Origin of the sequence: Cryobacterium sp. HLT2-28 (assembly GCF_004402495.1) — a bacterium.
Lineage (GTDB): Bacteria > Actinomycetota > Actinomycetes > Actinomycetales > Microbacteriaceae > Cryobacterium > Cryobacterium mannosilyticum.
In genome coordinates, this window is sequence record NZ_SOFH01000020.1 from 133,190 (window position 1) to 147,879 (window position 14,690).

Annotated in this window: 11 protein-coding genes; 1 reads left to right on the plus strand and 10 read right to left on the minus strand. The window is 67.6% G+C overall.

The features are described from left to right. Positions 1 to 40: 40 nt before the first annotated feature. The 6 genes from narI to E3O48_RS10005 form a co-directional block, all read right to left on the minus strand. Complete coding sequence (gene narI, locus E3O48_RS09980; protein WP_134538474.1) at positions 41 to 814, minus strand: respiratory nitrate reductase subunit gamma; 774 nt, start codon at positions 812 to 814, stop codon at positions 41 to 43. Continuing rightward, complete coding sequence (narJ, locus tag E3O48_RS09985; protein ID WP_134538476.1) at positions 811 to 1,503, minus strand: nitrate reductase molybdenum cofactor assembly chaperone; 693 nt, start codon at positions 1,501 to 1,503, stop codon at positions 811 to 813. Before narJ ends, narI begins: the two co-directional genes overlap by 4 nt. Then, entirely contained in the window at positions 1,500 to 3,182 is a 1,683-nt protein-coding gene (gene narH, locus E3O48_RS09990; protein ID WP_134538478.1) for a nitrate reductase subunit beta, read from the minus strand. The genes narJ and narH overlap by 4 nt, the downstream gene beginning before the upstream one ends. Then, positions 3,183 to 6,971: a nitrate reductase subunit alpha gene (locus tag E3O48_RS09995; protein ID WP_134538480.1), complete on the minus strand. Its 3,789-nt coding sequence runs from the start codon at positions 6,969 to 6,971 to the stop codon at positions 3,183 to 3,185. A 78-nt stretch (positions 6,972 to 7,049) separates the two neighbouring features. Then, positions 7,050 to 7,748, minus strand: a complete 699-nt coding sequence (locus tag E3O48_RS10000) for a metalloregulator ArsR/SmtB family transcription factor (RefSeq protein WP_134538482.1) — start codon at positions 7,746 to 7,748, stop codon at positions 7,050 to 7,052. A 7-nt stretch (positions 7,749 to 7,755) separates the two neighbouring features. Then, the gene (locus E3O48_RS10005; RefSeq protein ID WP_134538484.1) at positions 7,756 to 8,574 is read right to left on the minus strand and encodes a metalloregulator ArsR/SmtB family transcription factor; all 819 of its coding nucleotides are present in this window, start codon (positions 8,572 to 8,574) and stop codon (positions 7,756 to 7,758) included. Between the two features lie 160 nt (positions 8,575 to 8,734). Between E3O48_RS10005 and E3O48_RS10010 the strand changes: the two genes are divergently transcribed. Next, on the plus strand, positions 8,735 to 9,934 hold the full coding sequence (locus E3O48_RS10010) for a TIGR04053 family radical SAM/SPASM domain-containing protein (RefSeq protein WP_241982489.1): 1,200 nt from the start codon (positions 8,735 to 8,737) through the stop codon (positions 9,932 to 9,934). A 96-nt stretch (positions 9,935 to 10,030) separates the two neighbouring features. Here E3O48_RS10010 and E3O48_RS10015 read toward each other — a convergent pair whose 3' ends face one another. Genes E3O48_RS10015 through E3O48_RS10030 form a run of 4 tightly spaced genes read right to left on the minus strand, consistent with a single transcriptional unit; the run spans position 10,031 to position 14,391 of the window. Next, positions 10,031 to 10,318 carry a hypothetical protein gene (locus E3O48_RS10015; protein ID WP_134538486.1) on the minus strand — a complete coding sequence of 96 codons (288 nt, stop codon included), beginning with the start codon at positions 10,316 to 10,318 and terminating at the stop codon, positions 10,031 to 10,033. Further along, positions 10,311 to 11,171, minus strand: coding sequence for a slipin family protein (locus E3O48_RS10020; RefSeq protein ID WP_134538488.1), 861 nt, complete (start codon positions 11,169 to 11,171; stop codon positions 10,311 to 10,313). Before E3O48_RS10020 ends, E3O48_RS10015 begins: the two co-directional genes overlap by 8 nt. Further along, positions 11,168 to 11,986 carry a hypothetical protein gene (locus E3O48_RS10025; protein ID WP_174774786.1) on the minus strand — a complete coding sequence of 273 codons (819 nt, stop codon included), beginning with the start codon at positions 11,984 to 11,986 and terminating at the stop codon, positions 11,168 to 11,170. The genes E3O48_RS10020 and E3O48_RS10025 overlap by 4 nt, the downstream gene beginning before the upstream one ends. Then, on the minus strand, positions 11,983 to 14,391 hold the full coding sequence (locus tag E3O48_RS10030; protein ID WP_241982490.1) for a nitric-oxide reductase large subunit: 2,409 nt from the start codon (positions 14,389 to 14,391) through the stop codon (positions 11,983 to 11,985). Before E3O48_RS10030 ends, E3O48_RS10025 begins: the two co-directional genes overlap by 4 nt. Between the last annotated feature and the right edge of the window lie 299 nt (positions 14,392 to 14,690).

Genomic DNA, 14,690 nt, shown 5'->3' on the forward strand with positions numbered 1-14,690 from the left:
CGGGAGGCTGCTGGCCCGCCCCGCACCGGCGAGCGGACCGTCACCGGCGGGTGCCCTGGCGCTCCCGCCCGGTCCCCGGCAGCTCGCTCTTCTCCCAGCCGCGGCGCGGCCTGCGGGAGCCCGATCCCCGGTGCTGGTCGCGGGAGCGGTAGACGATGTACGGCCGCACGAAGTACGCCAGCGGCGCGGAGAACACGTGCACCAGCCGGGTGAACGGCCACAGCATGAACAGCAGGGTCGCGCTCAGCACGTGCAACTGGAAGAAGAACGGCACGTCGCTCATCAGCGAGGGATCCGGCTGCGCCGAGAGCAGCCCGCGCACCCACGGCGAGATCGTGCCCCGGTAGTCGTAGCCGGCGCCCAGCACCTGGTAGAGCACGGTCGCGGTCGTGCCGAACAGCAGCGTGGCCCCGAGCAGCAGGTACATGATCTTGTCCATCACCGTGGTGGCCAGCAGCACTCGCGAGTTCAGCCGGCGGCGGTAGATCAGGATGGCCAGGCCGGCCAGGGTCAGCGCCGCCGCCACACTGCCGAGCCAGGTGGCGCCGAGGTGGTAGATCTGCTCGGTGACGCCGAAGAACTCCAGCCACTCCTTCGGCACGAGCAGGCCGACGACGTGTCCGCCGAGCACCATCAGGATGCCGTAGTGGAACATCGGCGATCCCCAGCGGAGCAGCCGGTTCTCGTAGGTCTGGCTCGACCGGGAGGTCCAGCCGAACTGGTCGTGCCGGTAGCGGAAGATGTGGCCGACGACGAAGACCGCCATGGCCGCATACGGGAACGCCACCCAGAGCAGGAAGTCGATCGGATTCATACCCTGAGTTCCTCACTGGAGGCGCCGGACGGCGAGAACGGTTTGAGATTGCCGAGGAAGGTCATGCCGACCGTCTCGGTCGGCGGCCCCTCGTTGACGAGGGTGAGGTAGCGCTGGCGCGTTTCCTCGTCGATCGTCGGGAGCGACAGGGACACCGCCTCCACCACGTGGGCGTACGGGCTCCCGACCGCCTCGAGCGCCGAGCGGAGCACCTCGATGCCGTCCCGGTGCGCGGCGAGCAGCTCCTGGGCGATCGGCGACTCGCTGCGCGCGGAGAACTCCAGCACCATCGGCAGGTAGTCGGGCAGTTCGTCCGCCGCGACCTCCCAGCCGGCCGCGCGGTAGGCCTCGATGAACCGAACGAGGGCCATCCCCCGGCGCCGGGTGTCACCGGCGGCGTAGTAGCTGAGGTACGGGCAGCACTTGCGCTTGAGGTCGAAGGTGGCCGTGTAGTGGATTTCCAGTTCCTGCTGGCCCATCGCATCCGTCGCAACCAGGAACGCCTCGAAGGCGTGCCGGATCGGGTCGGGCAGCAGCCTCACCGAGTCGGCGACGGTCGCGAACCGCGCGCGGCGCGACACGGTCGGGTAGTCGAGCAGAATGGATGCCGCCATGTGCGCCATCCGGCCGTCCTCCGCGGACAGTCCGATCGCAGCCACCGTGCGCTTCGGGAGCTTCGGGAGCCTCATGCGGGGCTCCCGGTGGCCCCGGCGGGCGGAACGATCGGCGGGAACATGCCCTCCGGCACGCCGCCACCGGTCCAGTTGAGCAGGTTCACCCGGCCGGGAGTGGTCGGCTTCGTGCGTTCGCCGCCCTTGCCGACCATCTCGTTGTAGTTGTCGACTGTTCCGTTCAGGGGCATCCCCGGGGTCTTCCCGTACGGTCCCGCTGCCGTGGCGGCGGTGGGGCCACCCATGCCGGGGCCGCCTTCGGTGTCGAGCGAGCAGGCGAGTTCCTCGAGATCCCTGGCCGTTTCGACGTGCGCCTTCGGGATGACGTAGCGGTCCTCGTACTTCGCGATGGCGAGCAGCCGGTACATCGCCTCGATTTCGGTGCCGGTCATGCCGACGGCCGCCGGAATCGACTCGTCGCGGTCGCGGCCGAGGTTGATGTCGCGCATGTAGGAGCGCATCGCGGCGAGCTTTCGAAGCGACGACTCCACTGGCACCACATCGCCGGCCGAGAACAGCCCCGCGAGGTATTCGACCGGGATGCGGAGCTTGTCGATCGCGGCGAAGAGGGTGCGGGCGTCCTCGCCGTCGTTGTTCGTGGTGGAGATCACGTCGACGACCGGCGACAGCGGCGGGATGTACCAGACCATCGGCATCGTGCGGTATTCCGGATGCAGCGGCAGGGCCACCTTGTACTCGGAGATGAGCTTGTAGATGGGGCTGTTCTGGGCTGCGAGGATCCAGTCGTCCTCCATCCCCTCAGCCTTCGCCGCGGCGATGACCTCCGGGTCGAACGGATCGAGGAACACTCCGCGCTGAGCCTCGAGCAGATCCTGATCGTTCTCGATGCTGGCCGCCGCGAGGACCGCGTCGGCGTCGTAGAGCATCAGGCCGAGGTAGCGCAGTCGGCCGACGCAGGTCTCAGAGCAGATGGTGGGTTTGCCCTGCTCGATCAGCGGGTAGCAGAGCGTGCACTTCTCGGCCTTGCCGGTCTTGTGGTTGAAGTAGACCTTCTTGTACGGGCAGGCGGAGACGCACATCCGCCAGCCGCGGCAGCCGTCCTCGTCGACGAGCACGATGCCGTCTTCCTCGCGCTTGTACATGGCGCCGGAGGGGCATGCCGCGACGCAGGCGGGGTTCAGGCAGTGCTCGCAGATGCGCGGCAGGTAGAACATGAAGGTGTTCTCGAACTCCATCTTCACGTGCTCGCTCATGGTGGCGAGGATGGGGTCATCGGCCGCGGTCTCCTGCGAGCCACCCAGGTTGTCGTCCCAGTTGCCCGACCACTTGATGTCCATGTTCTTGCCGGTGAGCAGCGACTTGGGGCGCGCCACGGGGCTCTGGGTGCTGAGCGGCGCCTTGGTGAGCATGTCGTAGTCGTAGGTCCACGGCTCGTAGTAGTCGTCGATCACGGGCAGGTCCGGGTTGTTGAAGATGGTGGCCAGGCGCTTCAACCGGCCGCCGGAGCGCAGCTTCAGCCGGCCGCGCTTGTTGCGAATCCAGCCGCCCTTCCACTTCTCCTGGTCCTCGTAGCGACGCGGGTAGCCGACGCCCGGCTTGGTCTCCACGTTGTTGAACCAGACGTATTCGACGCCGGTGCGGTTGGTCCAGACCTGCTTGCAGGTCACCGAGCAGGTGTGGCAGCCGATGCACTTGTCGAGATTCATGATCATCGACATTTGAGCCATTACGCGCATTTAGTACTCAACCTCCTGGCTGCGTCGACGGATCACGGTGACCTCGTCGCGTTGGTTCCCGGTCGGGCCGAGGTAGTTGAAGGCGAAGGACAGCTGGGCGTAGCCGCCGATCAGGTGGCTCGGCTTGAGCAGGATCCGGGTGAGCGAGTTGTTCGTGCCGCCGCGCATCCCGCTCGTCTCGGCGATCGGCACGTTGATCGTGCGGTCCTTGGCGTGGTACATGTACACGGTGCCCTCCGGCATCCGGTGCGAGACGATCGCCCGGGCGACGACGACGCCGTTGCGGTTGTAGGACTCGATCCACTCGTTGTCGCGCACGCCGATCTTGTCGGCGTCGAGCGGGGACATCCAGATGGTGGGGCCGCCGCGGGAGAGCGAGAGCATCATCAGGTTGTCCTGGTACTCGGAATGGATCGACCACTTCGAGTGCGGGGTGAGGTAGCGCACGGCGACCTCGGCGCGGCCCTTCGAGCCGGCGGCGCCGGTGGCGGCGGTCGAGCCGACGATCGAGTCGTCGAACAGGCGGTGCATGTCCAGCGGCGGCCGGAAGATCGGCAGCTGCTCGCCCAATTCGATCATCCAGTCGTGGTCGAGGTAGAAGTGTTGCCGCCCGGTGAGGGTGTGCCAGGGCTTGAGGTGTTCCACGTTGATCGTGAACGCGCTGTAGCGGCGCCCGCCGTGCTCGCTGCCCGACCACTCCGGGGAGGTGAGCACCGGGACCGGCGCGCCCTGAACATCCGGGTAGGAGAAGCGGCGGCCCTCGTTGTCACTGGCCAGGTGCGCCAGCTTCATCCCGGTGCGCTCCTCCAGCCGGCGGAAGCCCTGGGTGCCGAGCCGGCCGTTGGTCGTGCCGGAGAGGGCGAGCACCATCTCGCAGGCCTGGATCGCGGTCTTCAGCTGGGGCCGCCCCGCGGTCGGGCCGCCCTCGACGAGGCCGTTCTTCCGGCCCAGGTACTCCACCTCCACGTCGGGGTTGAACTTGACGCCCTTGGTGACCATGCCGAGCTTCTCGGTCAGCGGGCCGAGCGCGCCGAGCCGGTCGAAGAAGGCCGGGTAGTCCCGTTCCACCACGACGAGCTTCGGCATCGTGATGCCGGGGATGAGCGGCTGGTCGTATTCGACGGCGCCGTGCGGGGTGGCCATCGCGTCGGGGGTGTCGTGCAGCAGTGGCACCGCCACGATGTCCTTCCGCACACCGAGGTGCTCGACCGAGTACTCGGAGATCTTCTGCGCGAGGATGTGGAAGATGTCGAAGTCGGTCTTCGCCTGCCACGGCGGCGTGATTGCCGGGTTGAAGGAGTGGATGAACGGATGCATGTCCGTCGTCGAGAGGTCGTTCTTCTCGTACCAGGTGGCCGGCGGCAGCACGACATCGCTGAAGATGGTGGTCGACGTCATCCGGAAGTCGCTGGTGACCATCAGGTCGAGTTTGCCCTCGGGCGCGGTCTCGTGCCATTTCATCGTCTTCGGCCGCTTCTCGGGCGGGGACTCCGGCGCCCGCACCGCACTGTCCGTGCCGAGCAGGTGCTTGAGGAAGTATTCGTTGCCCTTACCGGAGGAGCCGATCACGTTGGCCCGCCACACGACGAGCACCCGCGGGAAGTTCTCCGGGGCGTCCGGGTCTTCGACCGAGTACGCCAGGCTGCCGTCGCCGAGCGACTCGACCACGTATTGGGCGGGGTCGACCCCGGCCGTCTCCGCCTCGTCGACGAGGTCGAGCGAGTTGCGGTTGAAGGTGGGGTAGCCGGGCATCCAGCCGCGCTTGGTCGATTCGACCAGGCAGTCCGCCGTCGTACGACCGGCGAAGGTTCCCGCGCCGAGCGGGCTGGCGAGGGTGTCGGCGGAGAGACCGTCGTAGCGCCACTGGTCGGTGGCCAGGTAGAAGAAGCCGGTGCCGATCATCTGGCGGGGCGGCCGCACCCAGTCCAGGCCGAACGCGTACTGCCCGTAGCCGGTGAGCGGGCGCACTTTCTCCTGGCCGACGTAATGGGCCCAGCCGCCGCCGTTCACACCCTGGCAGCCGGTCATCGTGGTGAGGGCGAGGAAGGCCCGGTAGATGGTGTCGGAGTGGAACCAGTGGTTGGTGCCCGCGCCCATCAGGATCATCGAACGCCCGCCGGAGTCTTCGGCGTTCTGGGCGAATTCCCGGCCGATCCGTTCGGCGGCCTGCATCGGCACCGAGGTGATGCCCTCCTGCCAGGCCGGGGTGCCCGGCGAGGAGGCGTCGTCGTAACCGGTCGGCCATTCCCCGGGCAGGCCGGGCCGGCCGACGCCGTACTGGGCCAGGAGCAGGTCGAACACGGTGGTGACCAGCTGGCCGGCCACCATCCGCACGGGGACGCCGCGACGGATGACGCCCGCTCCTCCTGCGTGCTGCTCACCGACCTCGTCGGTGCCCGGCGCCAGATCGAACCGGGGCAGGTCGATGGCGACGGAGGCCTGGTCATAGTCCGGCGCGTCGGCGATGGACAGGAGCGGGTCCACGCCCTCCAGGTCGAGGTTCCACTTGCCGACGTCGGTTTCGGAGAAGCGGTGTCCGATCGACCCGTTCGGCACGACCACCCGGCCATCCTGGTCGAGCAACACGGGTTTGAACGCGGCGCTGGCTACGGTCGATGCGGTGGCGGGCAGGGCATCCGCGGTCATGAACTTGCCGGGCACGTACGCGTCGCCACGCCGGGTGAGACTGATCAGGTAGGCGGAGTCGCTGTAGCGCTTCATGTAGTCCACGAAGCGGGGGGTGCGCCGGTCGACGAGAAACTCGGTGAGCACGACGTGGCCCATTGCCAGGGCGAGTGCGCCGTCGGTTCCGGGGTGCACCGCGAGCCACTCGTCGGCGAACTTGGAATTGTCGGCGTAGTCGGGCGAGACGGTGATGACCTTCTGGCCGCGATAGCGGGCCTCGACCATGAAGTGCGCGTCGGGGGTTCGGGTGACCGGCACATTGGAGCCCCACATGATCAGGTAGGACGAGTTCCACCAGTCGGCGGACTCCGGAACGTCGGTCTGGTCGCCGAACACCTGCGGACTGGCGACAGGCAGGTCGGCGTACCAGTCGTAGAAGGAGAGCATGGTGCCGCCGAGCATCGAGATGAACCGGTTGCCCACCCCCTGCGACACGATCGACATGGCCGGGATGGGCGAGAAGCCGGCGATCCGGTCGGGGCCGTAGGCCTTGATGGTGTGCACGTGGGCTGCGGCGACGATCTCGGCCGCCTCGTCCCAGCTCGCCCGGACCAGGCCGCCCTTGCCACGGGCGCTCTTGTAGGCGCGGGCGCTCTCCGGATTGCCGGTTACCTCGGCCCAGGCGAGCACGGGGTCGCCGGTCTTCGCCTTGGCGGCCCGGTAGAGGTCGAGCAGCACACCGCGCACATAGGGGTACTTCACCCGGGTCGGGGAATACGTGTACCAGCTGAAGGCCGCGCCGCGCGGGCATCCCCTCGGCTCGTACTCCGGAGAGTCAGGGCCGACACTCGGGTAGTCGGTCTGCTGGGTCTCCCAGGTGATGATGCCGTCTTTGACGTACACCTTCCAGGAGCAGGAGCCGGTGCAGTTCACCCCGTGGGTGGACCGTACCTCCTTGTCGTGGGTCCAGCGGTCTCGGTAGAAGCTGTCGGCGTCGCGGCCGCCCTCCAGGAACAGGGAGCGCAGGTCGGGCGAGGTCTCACCCCGGCGGAGGAACCGGCCGAGGTTCAGGATCGTGTCGGTGAGGGGCCCGTCGGTGCCGGGTTTGCCGGCCGGCTTGCCGCGGGCGGGCTTCGAGAAGGCGGAGGTCTGAGCTGGTTTCACGACGTACCCCTTGCTGTGCCGGGCGTCGCCGCAGTCAGCGACAACCTCGCATCCGAGTCTCACGGACGCGATCGGGGGCTACAAGCCGAAAACACCGTGATAAATGTTCGCGGCTTCCCGTTCGGGTGCACGCTCGGGTTCACGTTCGGGTTCGGTGCCCGGACCCGGCTCGGCGCGATGCAGGTCGAGTGTGCACAGGTTCGCTTCGACCAGCGGATGCAGCGCCTCGGCAGCGAGCGGACCCTCCGCCTGTTCGAGCAGGCCCTTGATCAGGCCGAAGTGCACCCGGCACACCTCCGGGTGCGCCTTGACCATCTCGCTGTACGGGCAGTCGTGCAGGTGCACGTGATCGCCGTCGGGGTCGAGGGTCGCGTCGAACCCGGTCTGGTCGAGGTGGTCGTCGAGGGCGTCGAGCTGCCGCTGCAACGGCGAGTGCAGGATGGCCTGGAGGGGCAGCATCCGCCGCACCAGGTCGCCGCGGCGTTCGGCGGCGTCGGCCTTCGCCTCACGGATGCAGCCCGCCTGGTGGTCGGCGCCGCCGGCGGCGCTGTAGAGCATCCGCGGGCGGCCCTTCGTCTCGGTGATTTCCGGCTCGCTGGTGACGAAACCATCGCCGATCAGGCGTTGCAGGTGTTCCCGGGTGGTGTTGTGGTGCAGCCCGGTTGCCTCGGCGAGGTCACCGACGGTCATCGTGCCGCGCTGCTGGAGGAAGTGCAGCAGCTGGATCCTGCTGAACGAGGCGAGCGTGCGGTAGCTCGACGGCGGGCGAAACGTCATTGGTCAATCATTCAACGTGGCCGGCCGAAAGGGAAGCGTCCGGCGGTTCGGGCTCGAGGCGGGCCAGGCAAATGCCGGGGCGGGCGAACGGTTCGAGGGTGACCCGGCCGAACGGCGCGTCGAGGCGCTCGAGTGCGCCCTGGATCAGGCCGCGGTGCACCGAACAGACGATGTCGGCCTGGCTGCGCGCCACGTCGATGAACGGACAGCGGTGCAATTCGATGACGACGGGGGCGTCGTCTGCGAGTGATGCCGTCCCGGTGGGCGCGCCGTGGTCCGGCCCGCCGAGCACAGGCGAGAAGCCGACCTCGTCCAGGATCGCGACCACGCGTGCGAGCGCGTCGGCCCGACCGCCGGACGGGGCGGCCGCGTCGGCGGGGGCCGTCGTGTCGGCCTCGTTGCGGGCGGTGGCGAGCCGACGTCCCCAGCGACTGCCGGCGAGCGCGGCCGCGTCGGCACCGCTCAGTGCGGCCGACCGATCACCCGTCACCTGAGCACCCGTCGCACCGGCGGCCATGCCCTCGGCGAGGATGCCCGCCAGCACACGATAGGAGTCCTCGGGGGCGTCTTCCGGCGATGGTGCGGCGCGGAAAAGAAGTCGCGGCCGGCCAGGCTTGCCCAGCGCCTCCGCGGCTCCCGTGGCGAACCCGGCCTCGGTCAGCCGGTCGAGGTGGGAACGCACCGTGTTCGGATGCAGCCCCACCCGGGCGGCGATGGCATCAGCGGTGAGCGGCTCGCTGCTCGCCCTCAGCACCTCGAGCACGGCGACCCGGCTGATCCCGGACAGCACGGCATGACTGCGGGGATCGATGACGTCGGTGGGCATGGAATTAGTTTTCCCTATAACTATGGTAAAAACAAATAAGGGCCGTAAACCGCCCCGGGCACAGACCTGTCAGGAGACCCCGACGTTGCTCGAAACCACCCATTCTCCTCCGCACGCAGCACCGTCGGCCGTTGTGGCCGGCCCAGAGCAGAGGACATCCGTGACCGTGTCACCAGCAAAACGCCCGATCCGACTCATGCACCACGACGCCGGCGAACGACCCTTCATCGTCATCTGGGAGGTCACCCGTGCCTGCCAGCTCGTCTGCACGCATTGCCGGGCAGACGCCATCCGCAGCCGTAACCCGTTCGAGCTGAGCACCGAACAGGGCTACAGACTGCTCGAGGACCTAGCCTCGTTCGGCACGCCGCGGCCGCTGGTCGTGCTGACCGGCGGCGACCCGTTCGAACGGCCCGACCTGCCCGAACTGGTCGCCCACGGCGCGTCCCTCGGCCTGAGCATGGCCCTCTCCCCCTCCGTCACTCCGCGCCTCACCCGGGAGGTGCTGGTCGAACTCCACGACGCCGGCGCCAAGGCGGTCTCGCTCTCGCTCGACGGCGCATCCGCTGCCACCCACGATGCGTTCCGGGGCGTCACCGGCGTTTTCGACGACACCATGGTCGCGGCCAGGATGGTGCGAGAGGTGGGCTACCGACTGCAGATCAACACGACCGTGACCCGCGACACCGTGCATGAGTTGCCGGGCATCCTGAAGACAGTGCTCGAGCTGGGCACCACCCTGTGGAGCGTGTTCTTCCTGGTGCCCACGGGCCGCGGCAAGCTTCTCAACGCCCTGACCGCGGGCGAGGAGGAGGAAGTGCTGCACTGGTTGCACGACGTCTCCGAGCTGGTCGCGATCAAGACGACTGAGGCGCCGCACTACCGGCGCATCGCCCTGCAGCGTGCCGGCGTCGTCGACCTCGACTCGGCGTTCCCGGTCGGTCCGCTGCGCGCCGACCTGCGGGAGGCCACGGCGTGTCTGCTCACCGGCGATGAGCCCCGGCGACGGATGCCCCGGCCCCCGATCGACGTGAACTCCGGTCGTGGGTTCGCCTTCGTGGACCATGTCGGGCTCGTCTATCCGAGCGGGTTCCTGCCCGTCTCGGTGGGCTCCGTGCACGAGCGACCCTTCCCGGAGATCTATCGGGAGGCGCAGCTACTCCAGGAGCTGCGTTCTCCCGATCTATTCGGCGGCCGGTGCGGTCACTGCGAATTCCGCACCGTCTGCGGCGGCTCCCGGTCGCACGCCTACGCGGTCACCGGGGATCCCCTCGCCGAGGACCCCAGCTGCGGCTACCAGCCCGTTGCCGGCCTCGTCCCCGCGACGGTCCAGGACCGGGCGGTTTCCCCCTCCCCTTAGTCAAATTCGACGGACATTTTCCCGTTTCCAGCCCGAAACCGGGCCATGCAGCAACAGAATGCGAAAATCTCCGTCGAATTCGACGGGCAGGACGACTCACTCGAGGTGGTAGTTGCCCTTCACCCAGCGCAGGGCGCCGATGATGCCGACGCAGACGCCCACTCCCCCGACCATCATGCCGAGGAAGAGCCAGACGAACAGCGGTTCGAGGCCGCCGATGAGTTGGTCGGCGTCGACGATGGTGCCACCCAGGAAGCCGGCGATGGGGCCGAAGATGCCCACGAAGGCTCCGATGAGCATCCAGCGGATGCACCGGGTGCGGTCTGCAGACGCAGCGGGCGCGCTTTCCCTGCGCGGGCCGTTCCGGGCCGAGGTGTCAGTCATGGGTCTTCACATCCGTTTTCTGGCCGGTGGCGTTCTGGTCGGTGGCGTTCTGGTCGGCGCCGGGCCCTTGCCTGGAGGCACCCTGTTGGTCGAGCCATTGCGGGACCTTGTTCAAGAACGGGCCGATGATGTCCATCGGCAGCGGGAAGACCACGGTGGAGTTGTGGTCGGCGCCGAGTTCGAGCAGGGTCTGCAGGTAGCGGAGCTGGAGCGAGGCCGGGTTGCGGCTGAGGATCTCCGCGGCCTGGCCGAGCTCCTCCGACGCCTGGAGCTCCCCGTGCGCGTTGATGATCTTGGCCCGGCGTTCGCGCTCGGCCTCGGCCTCACGCGCCATGGCCCGCTGCATGGCCTGGGGGATCTCGACGTCCTTGATCTCGACGACCTTGACCTGAACCCCCCAGGGTTCGGTCTGGGCGTTGATGCTGCGGGCGAGGTCCTCGTTCAGGTCGGCCCGGTGCGCCAGGAGCGTGTCCAGGTCTGCACGGCCGACCACGGAGCGCAGAGTGGTCTGCGACATCTGCGAGGTGGCGACGGCGTGGTTCTCGACCGCCATCACCGACCGGACCGGATCGGTGACCTGGAACAGCACCACCGCATTGACCCTGGCCGGCACGTTGTCCTTGGTTATGACATCCTGTGGCGGGATCGTCAGCGTGACGATCCGGAGGTCGACCCGCACGATCTTGTCGATTCCGGGGAAGATCATCTGCAGGCCGGGTTCCAGCACGGGCCGCAGGCGGCCCAGGCGGAAGCTGACTCCGCGTTCATACTCCTGCAGGATCTTGACGGATGCGAGCAGCCAGACGGCCACGAGAACCACGAGGAGGATCAGCACGATCAGCCAGGCCGTCATGGGTTGACCCGTCGGGTCCAGCCGTCGCCGGGTGACGTGCCGCCCGGGTCGGCTTCCTTCTCGAGTTCGGCCCATCGGGCCGAGAATGAGGCGCGCACGGTGTTTCCTTTCGTCGGGCCTGGGGCGGAATCGACTTCCGGCGCCGGCCGGGAGCTCGCATAGGGTTCGATCTGCACCGGCCGGGGTCCGGTCTTTCGGATGCTGCCGTAGCCGCCCTGCCGGGCGAGCTCGGCCGCCGCCGTGACCGCGCGGGCCGCGACGCTCTCGTCGAGGCCCTCGGACTTGAGATGGTCGGGGAAGCGCGCGGGGGCGCGGCGCAGGTGAGACCAGAGCGGCCAGCTTCCCGCGGCGATTGCCGCCGATGCCGATCCGAGCACCGCGAGCTCCAGGATGCTTCGGCCCTGGAGCATGACGGCTAGCGGCCACACGAACCCGAGCACCACCACGGCGCAGGCGATGCCGCGGTGGAAACGCTCCGCTTCCGAACTGGGCCAGGAGTCGATGTTGCGCACGACCTCCCGGCCGGAGTGGCCGGTGGTGCAGTTGTGCTTCACCGGGCACGGGTTGCAGACCGTGGGCGACGCGCGGTAGCGGGTCACCCGGTTGTCGGGGTCGAAGGAGATCGGCCACAGCCACTGGTCCTCCGAACACGTCCACGCGTCGTGGTCTTCGTGGTAGCTGAACCCGCCGGAGCGCGCGTTGCTCGTGCTGGTCGCCGTGCGCCGGGCGAGGATGTCCAGCACGTGGGCGATGAGCAGCAGGAACCCGCCGTAGGCCAGCGCGAACCAGACTTCAGGATCGATCGGGCCCATCATGCGCCTCCGATCCTGCCGGTCCCGTCGCCCTCGTCCGTGGCGCGCGGCCGGTAGCCCGTCCCGTAGCCGGTATCCGGCGCCGGGTCGTCGGCGCCGAATGCGGGTACCGGCTGCGCCTCGACGAACAATGCCTCCATCGGCACGTCCTGGGTCGTTCCCTTGATCCGGTAGCGCACACCGAGCCACGCGATCCAGACGAACGGGACCACGCCGCCGAAGATGAAGACCAGGTCTCCGGGCATCCGCAGCCATTCGAGTACGGTGTTGCCCGTGCCCGTGATGAAGTTCATGCTGCGGGCCTCGAAATAGCCGTCGCTGACGGAGTGCCACAGTTGCAGCACGCCGAGCGGCAGCAGGGTGGCGAAGGTCATCCAGGCGAGCCCGATGTTGAGCGACCAGAACGAGATCTTCGCCAGCCTGTCCGGCCACCGGTCGGCGGGAATCAGATAGCGCAAGGCGAACAGCGACAGGCCGACCCCCATCATTCCGTAGACGCCCATCATGGAGGCGTGGGCGTGGTTCGCCGTGAGCGCCGTGCCGATCTCGTAGTAGGAGACGATCGGCAGGTTGATCAGGAAGCCGAACACGCCGGCGCCGAGGAAGTTCCAGAAGCCGACGGCCACCAGGAACATGACCGACCACCGGTGCGGGAACGGGGCGGAGCTGCGCGATTGCTGCCTGGCCCCCAACTGGAGGAAGCTCCAGGCCTCGACCGTCAGGAAGGTCAGCGGGATGACCTCCAGGGCGGAGAAGAACGCGCCGAGCGCCATGTGCTCGACGGGCGTGCCGGAGAAGTACAGGTGGTGCATGGTGCCGAGGATTCCGCCGGCGGAATACAAGATCACGTCGAGCAGGATGATCTGCATCGCGATCTTGCGGTGCACCACCCCGAGCATGACGAAGATGTAGGCCACCATCACGGTGGTGAACAGTTCGAGGAAGTCCTCCACCCAGAGGTGCACGACCCAGAAGCGCCAGAACTCGGCGACGCTCAGGGTGACCTCGGTGCCGGCGAGCATGCCGACGGCGTAGAAGGCCGGGATGGCGAGACCGGAGTAGAAGAACAACCACGGCAAGTTGAAGCGGTGTTCGCTCTTCAGCCGGGCGCGGATGCCCCGGTAGATGATCGCGATCCAGAGAAAGAGTCCCACGGTGAGCAGACCCTGCCAGAACTTCGGCAGGTCGATGTACTCCCACTGCATGCCCCAGAACGGCGAGTCCTTTCCGGCCTGGAATCCGAAGATGCTCAGGGCCTCGCCGGTCAGCGACCCGGCAACGACGAGAGCCAGGGCGCCGAGCAGCGCGTAGGCGAGCCAGTGCTGCCGCTTCGGTTCGTGGCCCGAGATGTACGGGGCCAGGAAGATACCGGCGGCGAGGAACGAGGCGGCGGTCCAGAGCAGCGAGAGCTGGACGTGCCAGGTGCGGGCGAGGTTGATCGGCAGCAGCTGGGCCAGGTCCAGCCCGAAGAAGCCCTCCAGGTCGACCCGGTAGTGCTCAACGGCGGCGCCGAGGAACGCCTGCGCGAGGAACATCAGCGCGACCACGAGGAAGAACCAGGCGGTCGCAGACTGGGCCGGCGTCACCTTGACCGTCCCCGGCTGGCGGAATGAGAGCGGCGGGGTTTCCTCGCCGTGCTGCCAGCCCATTCTCTTGCTCCAGCGCCCGTAGAGGGCGAAGAGGGCGCCGAGGGCGACCATCAGGGAAATCAGGGACAGCCCGCTCCAGACGATGATGTCGGCCGTCGGGCCGTTGTCGACGAGGGGCTCGGCCGGCCAGTTGTTGGTGTAGGAGTAGTCGTGCCCCGGTCGGTCGGCGGAGGCACCCCAGGAGGTCCACGCGATGAACGCGGTCAGGTTGTGGATGTCCGCAGGGTCGGTGATCACACTCGGCAGCAGGCCGTTCTTCGTGGTCGGCGTGCCGAAGAAGTCCGCGTAGTGCTGCTGCACCGCGTCGAATGCCTTGACCTGCAGGTCGGTGAAGACCAGGTTTCCCGTCGCCGGGTCGTAGCGGTTGGTGCGCATCATCTCGACGAGCGCGCCATGAGGGTCCTGGATGCCGGATTCGGTAAGGGCGTCCAGCACGAAGGTTGCGGAGCGGCGAAGGTAATCGGCCGTGTAATCGGGCCCGAGATAGCCACCGTGCCCGACGATGGAACCGTATTCCTGCAGGCCGCGTGCCACGAAGGTCTGCTGGCCCGCAGTGATCTCGGCGCCGCTGAAGACGACCGCGCCCTGCTCGTCGACGACCTGCTTCGGCTGGGGCATCGAATCGGTATAGGTCATCGCCGCCAGGAACCCCATCACGGCGAAGCCGAAGATCATCACCAGGGCGACGCCCTGCAACCACCCCTTGGAAACCATCAACTCCGAACGCAGGTTCTGTGCACTGGATTTCAATCGGACCACGGTGGGCCCCTTTCCCTGTTGCGTGGTTCAAGGGCACCATGGCTGCCTATACGGCGCGGCCGGGTTTCCTCCCCCGGATGGGTCACACGGGGTGGTTGAAAGCTACCACGATTTAGAAAGTATGATTGTAATTTCTAATACCGAACGCGGCCGCCCGGAACATTTATACCGGAATCTAAACTCCCGGTCCGCGCAATTTTCCGAATTGAAAATCACTCGCCAGTGTCTGCGGTCCGAAAGTTTTATGCGCGGGTGCGACACGCCGTATCTGTGGTTCTCTCAGTAAATTCAGGGCAAGG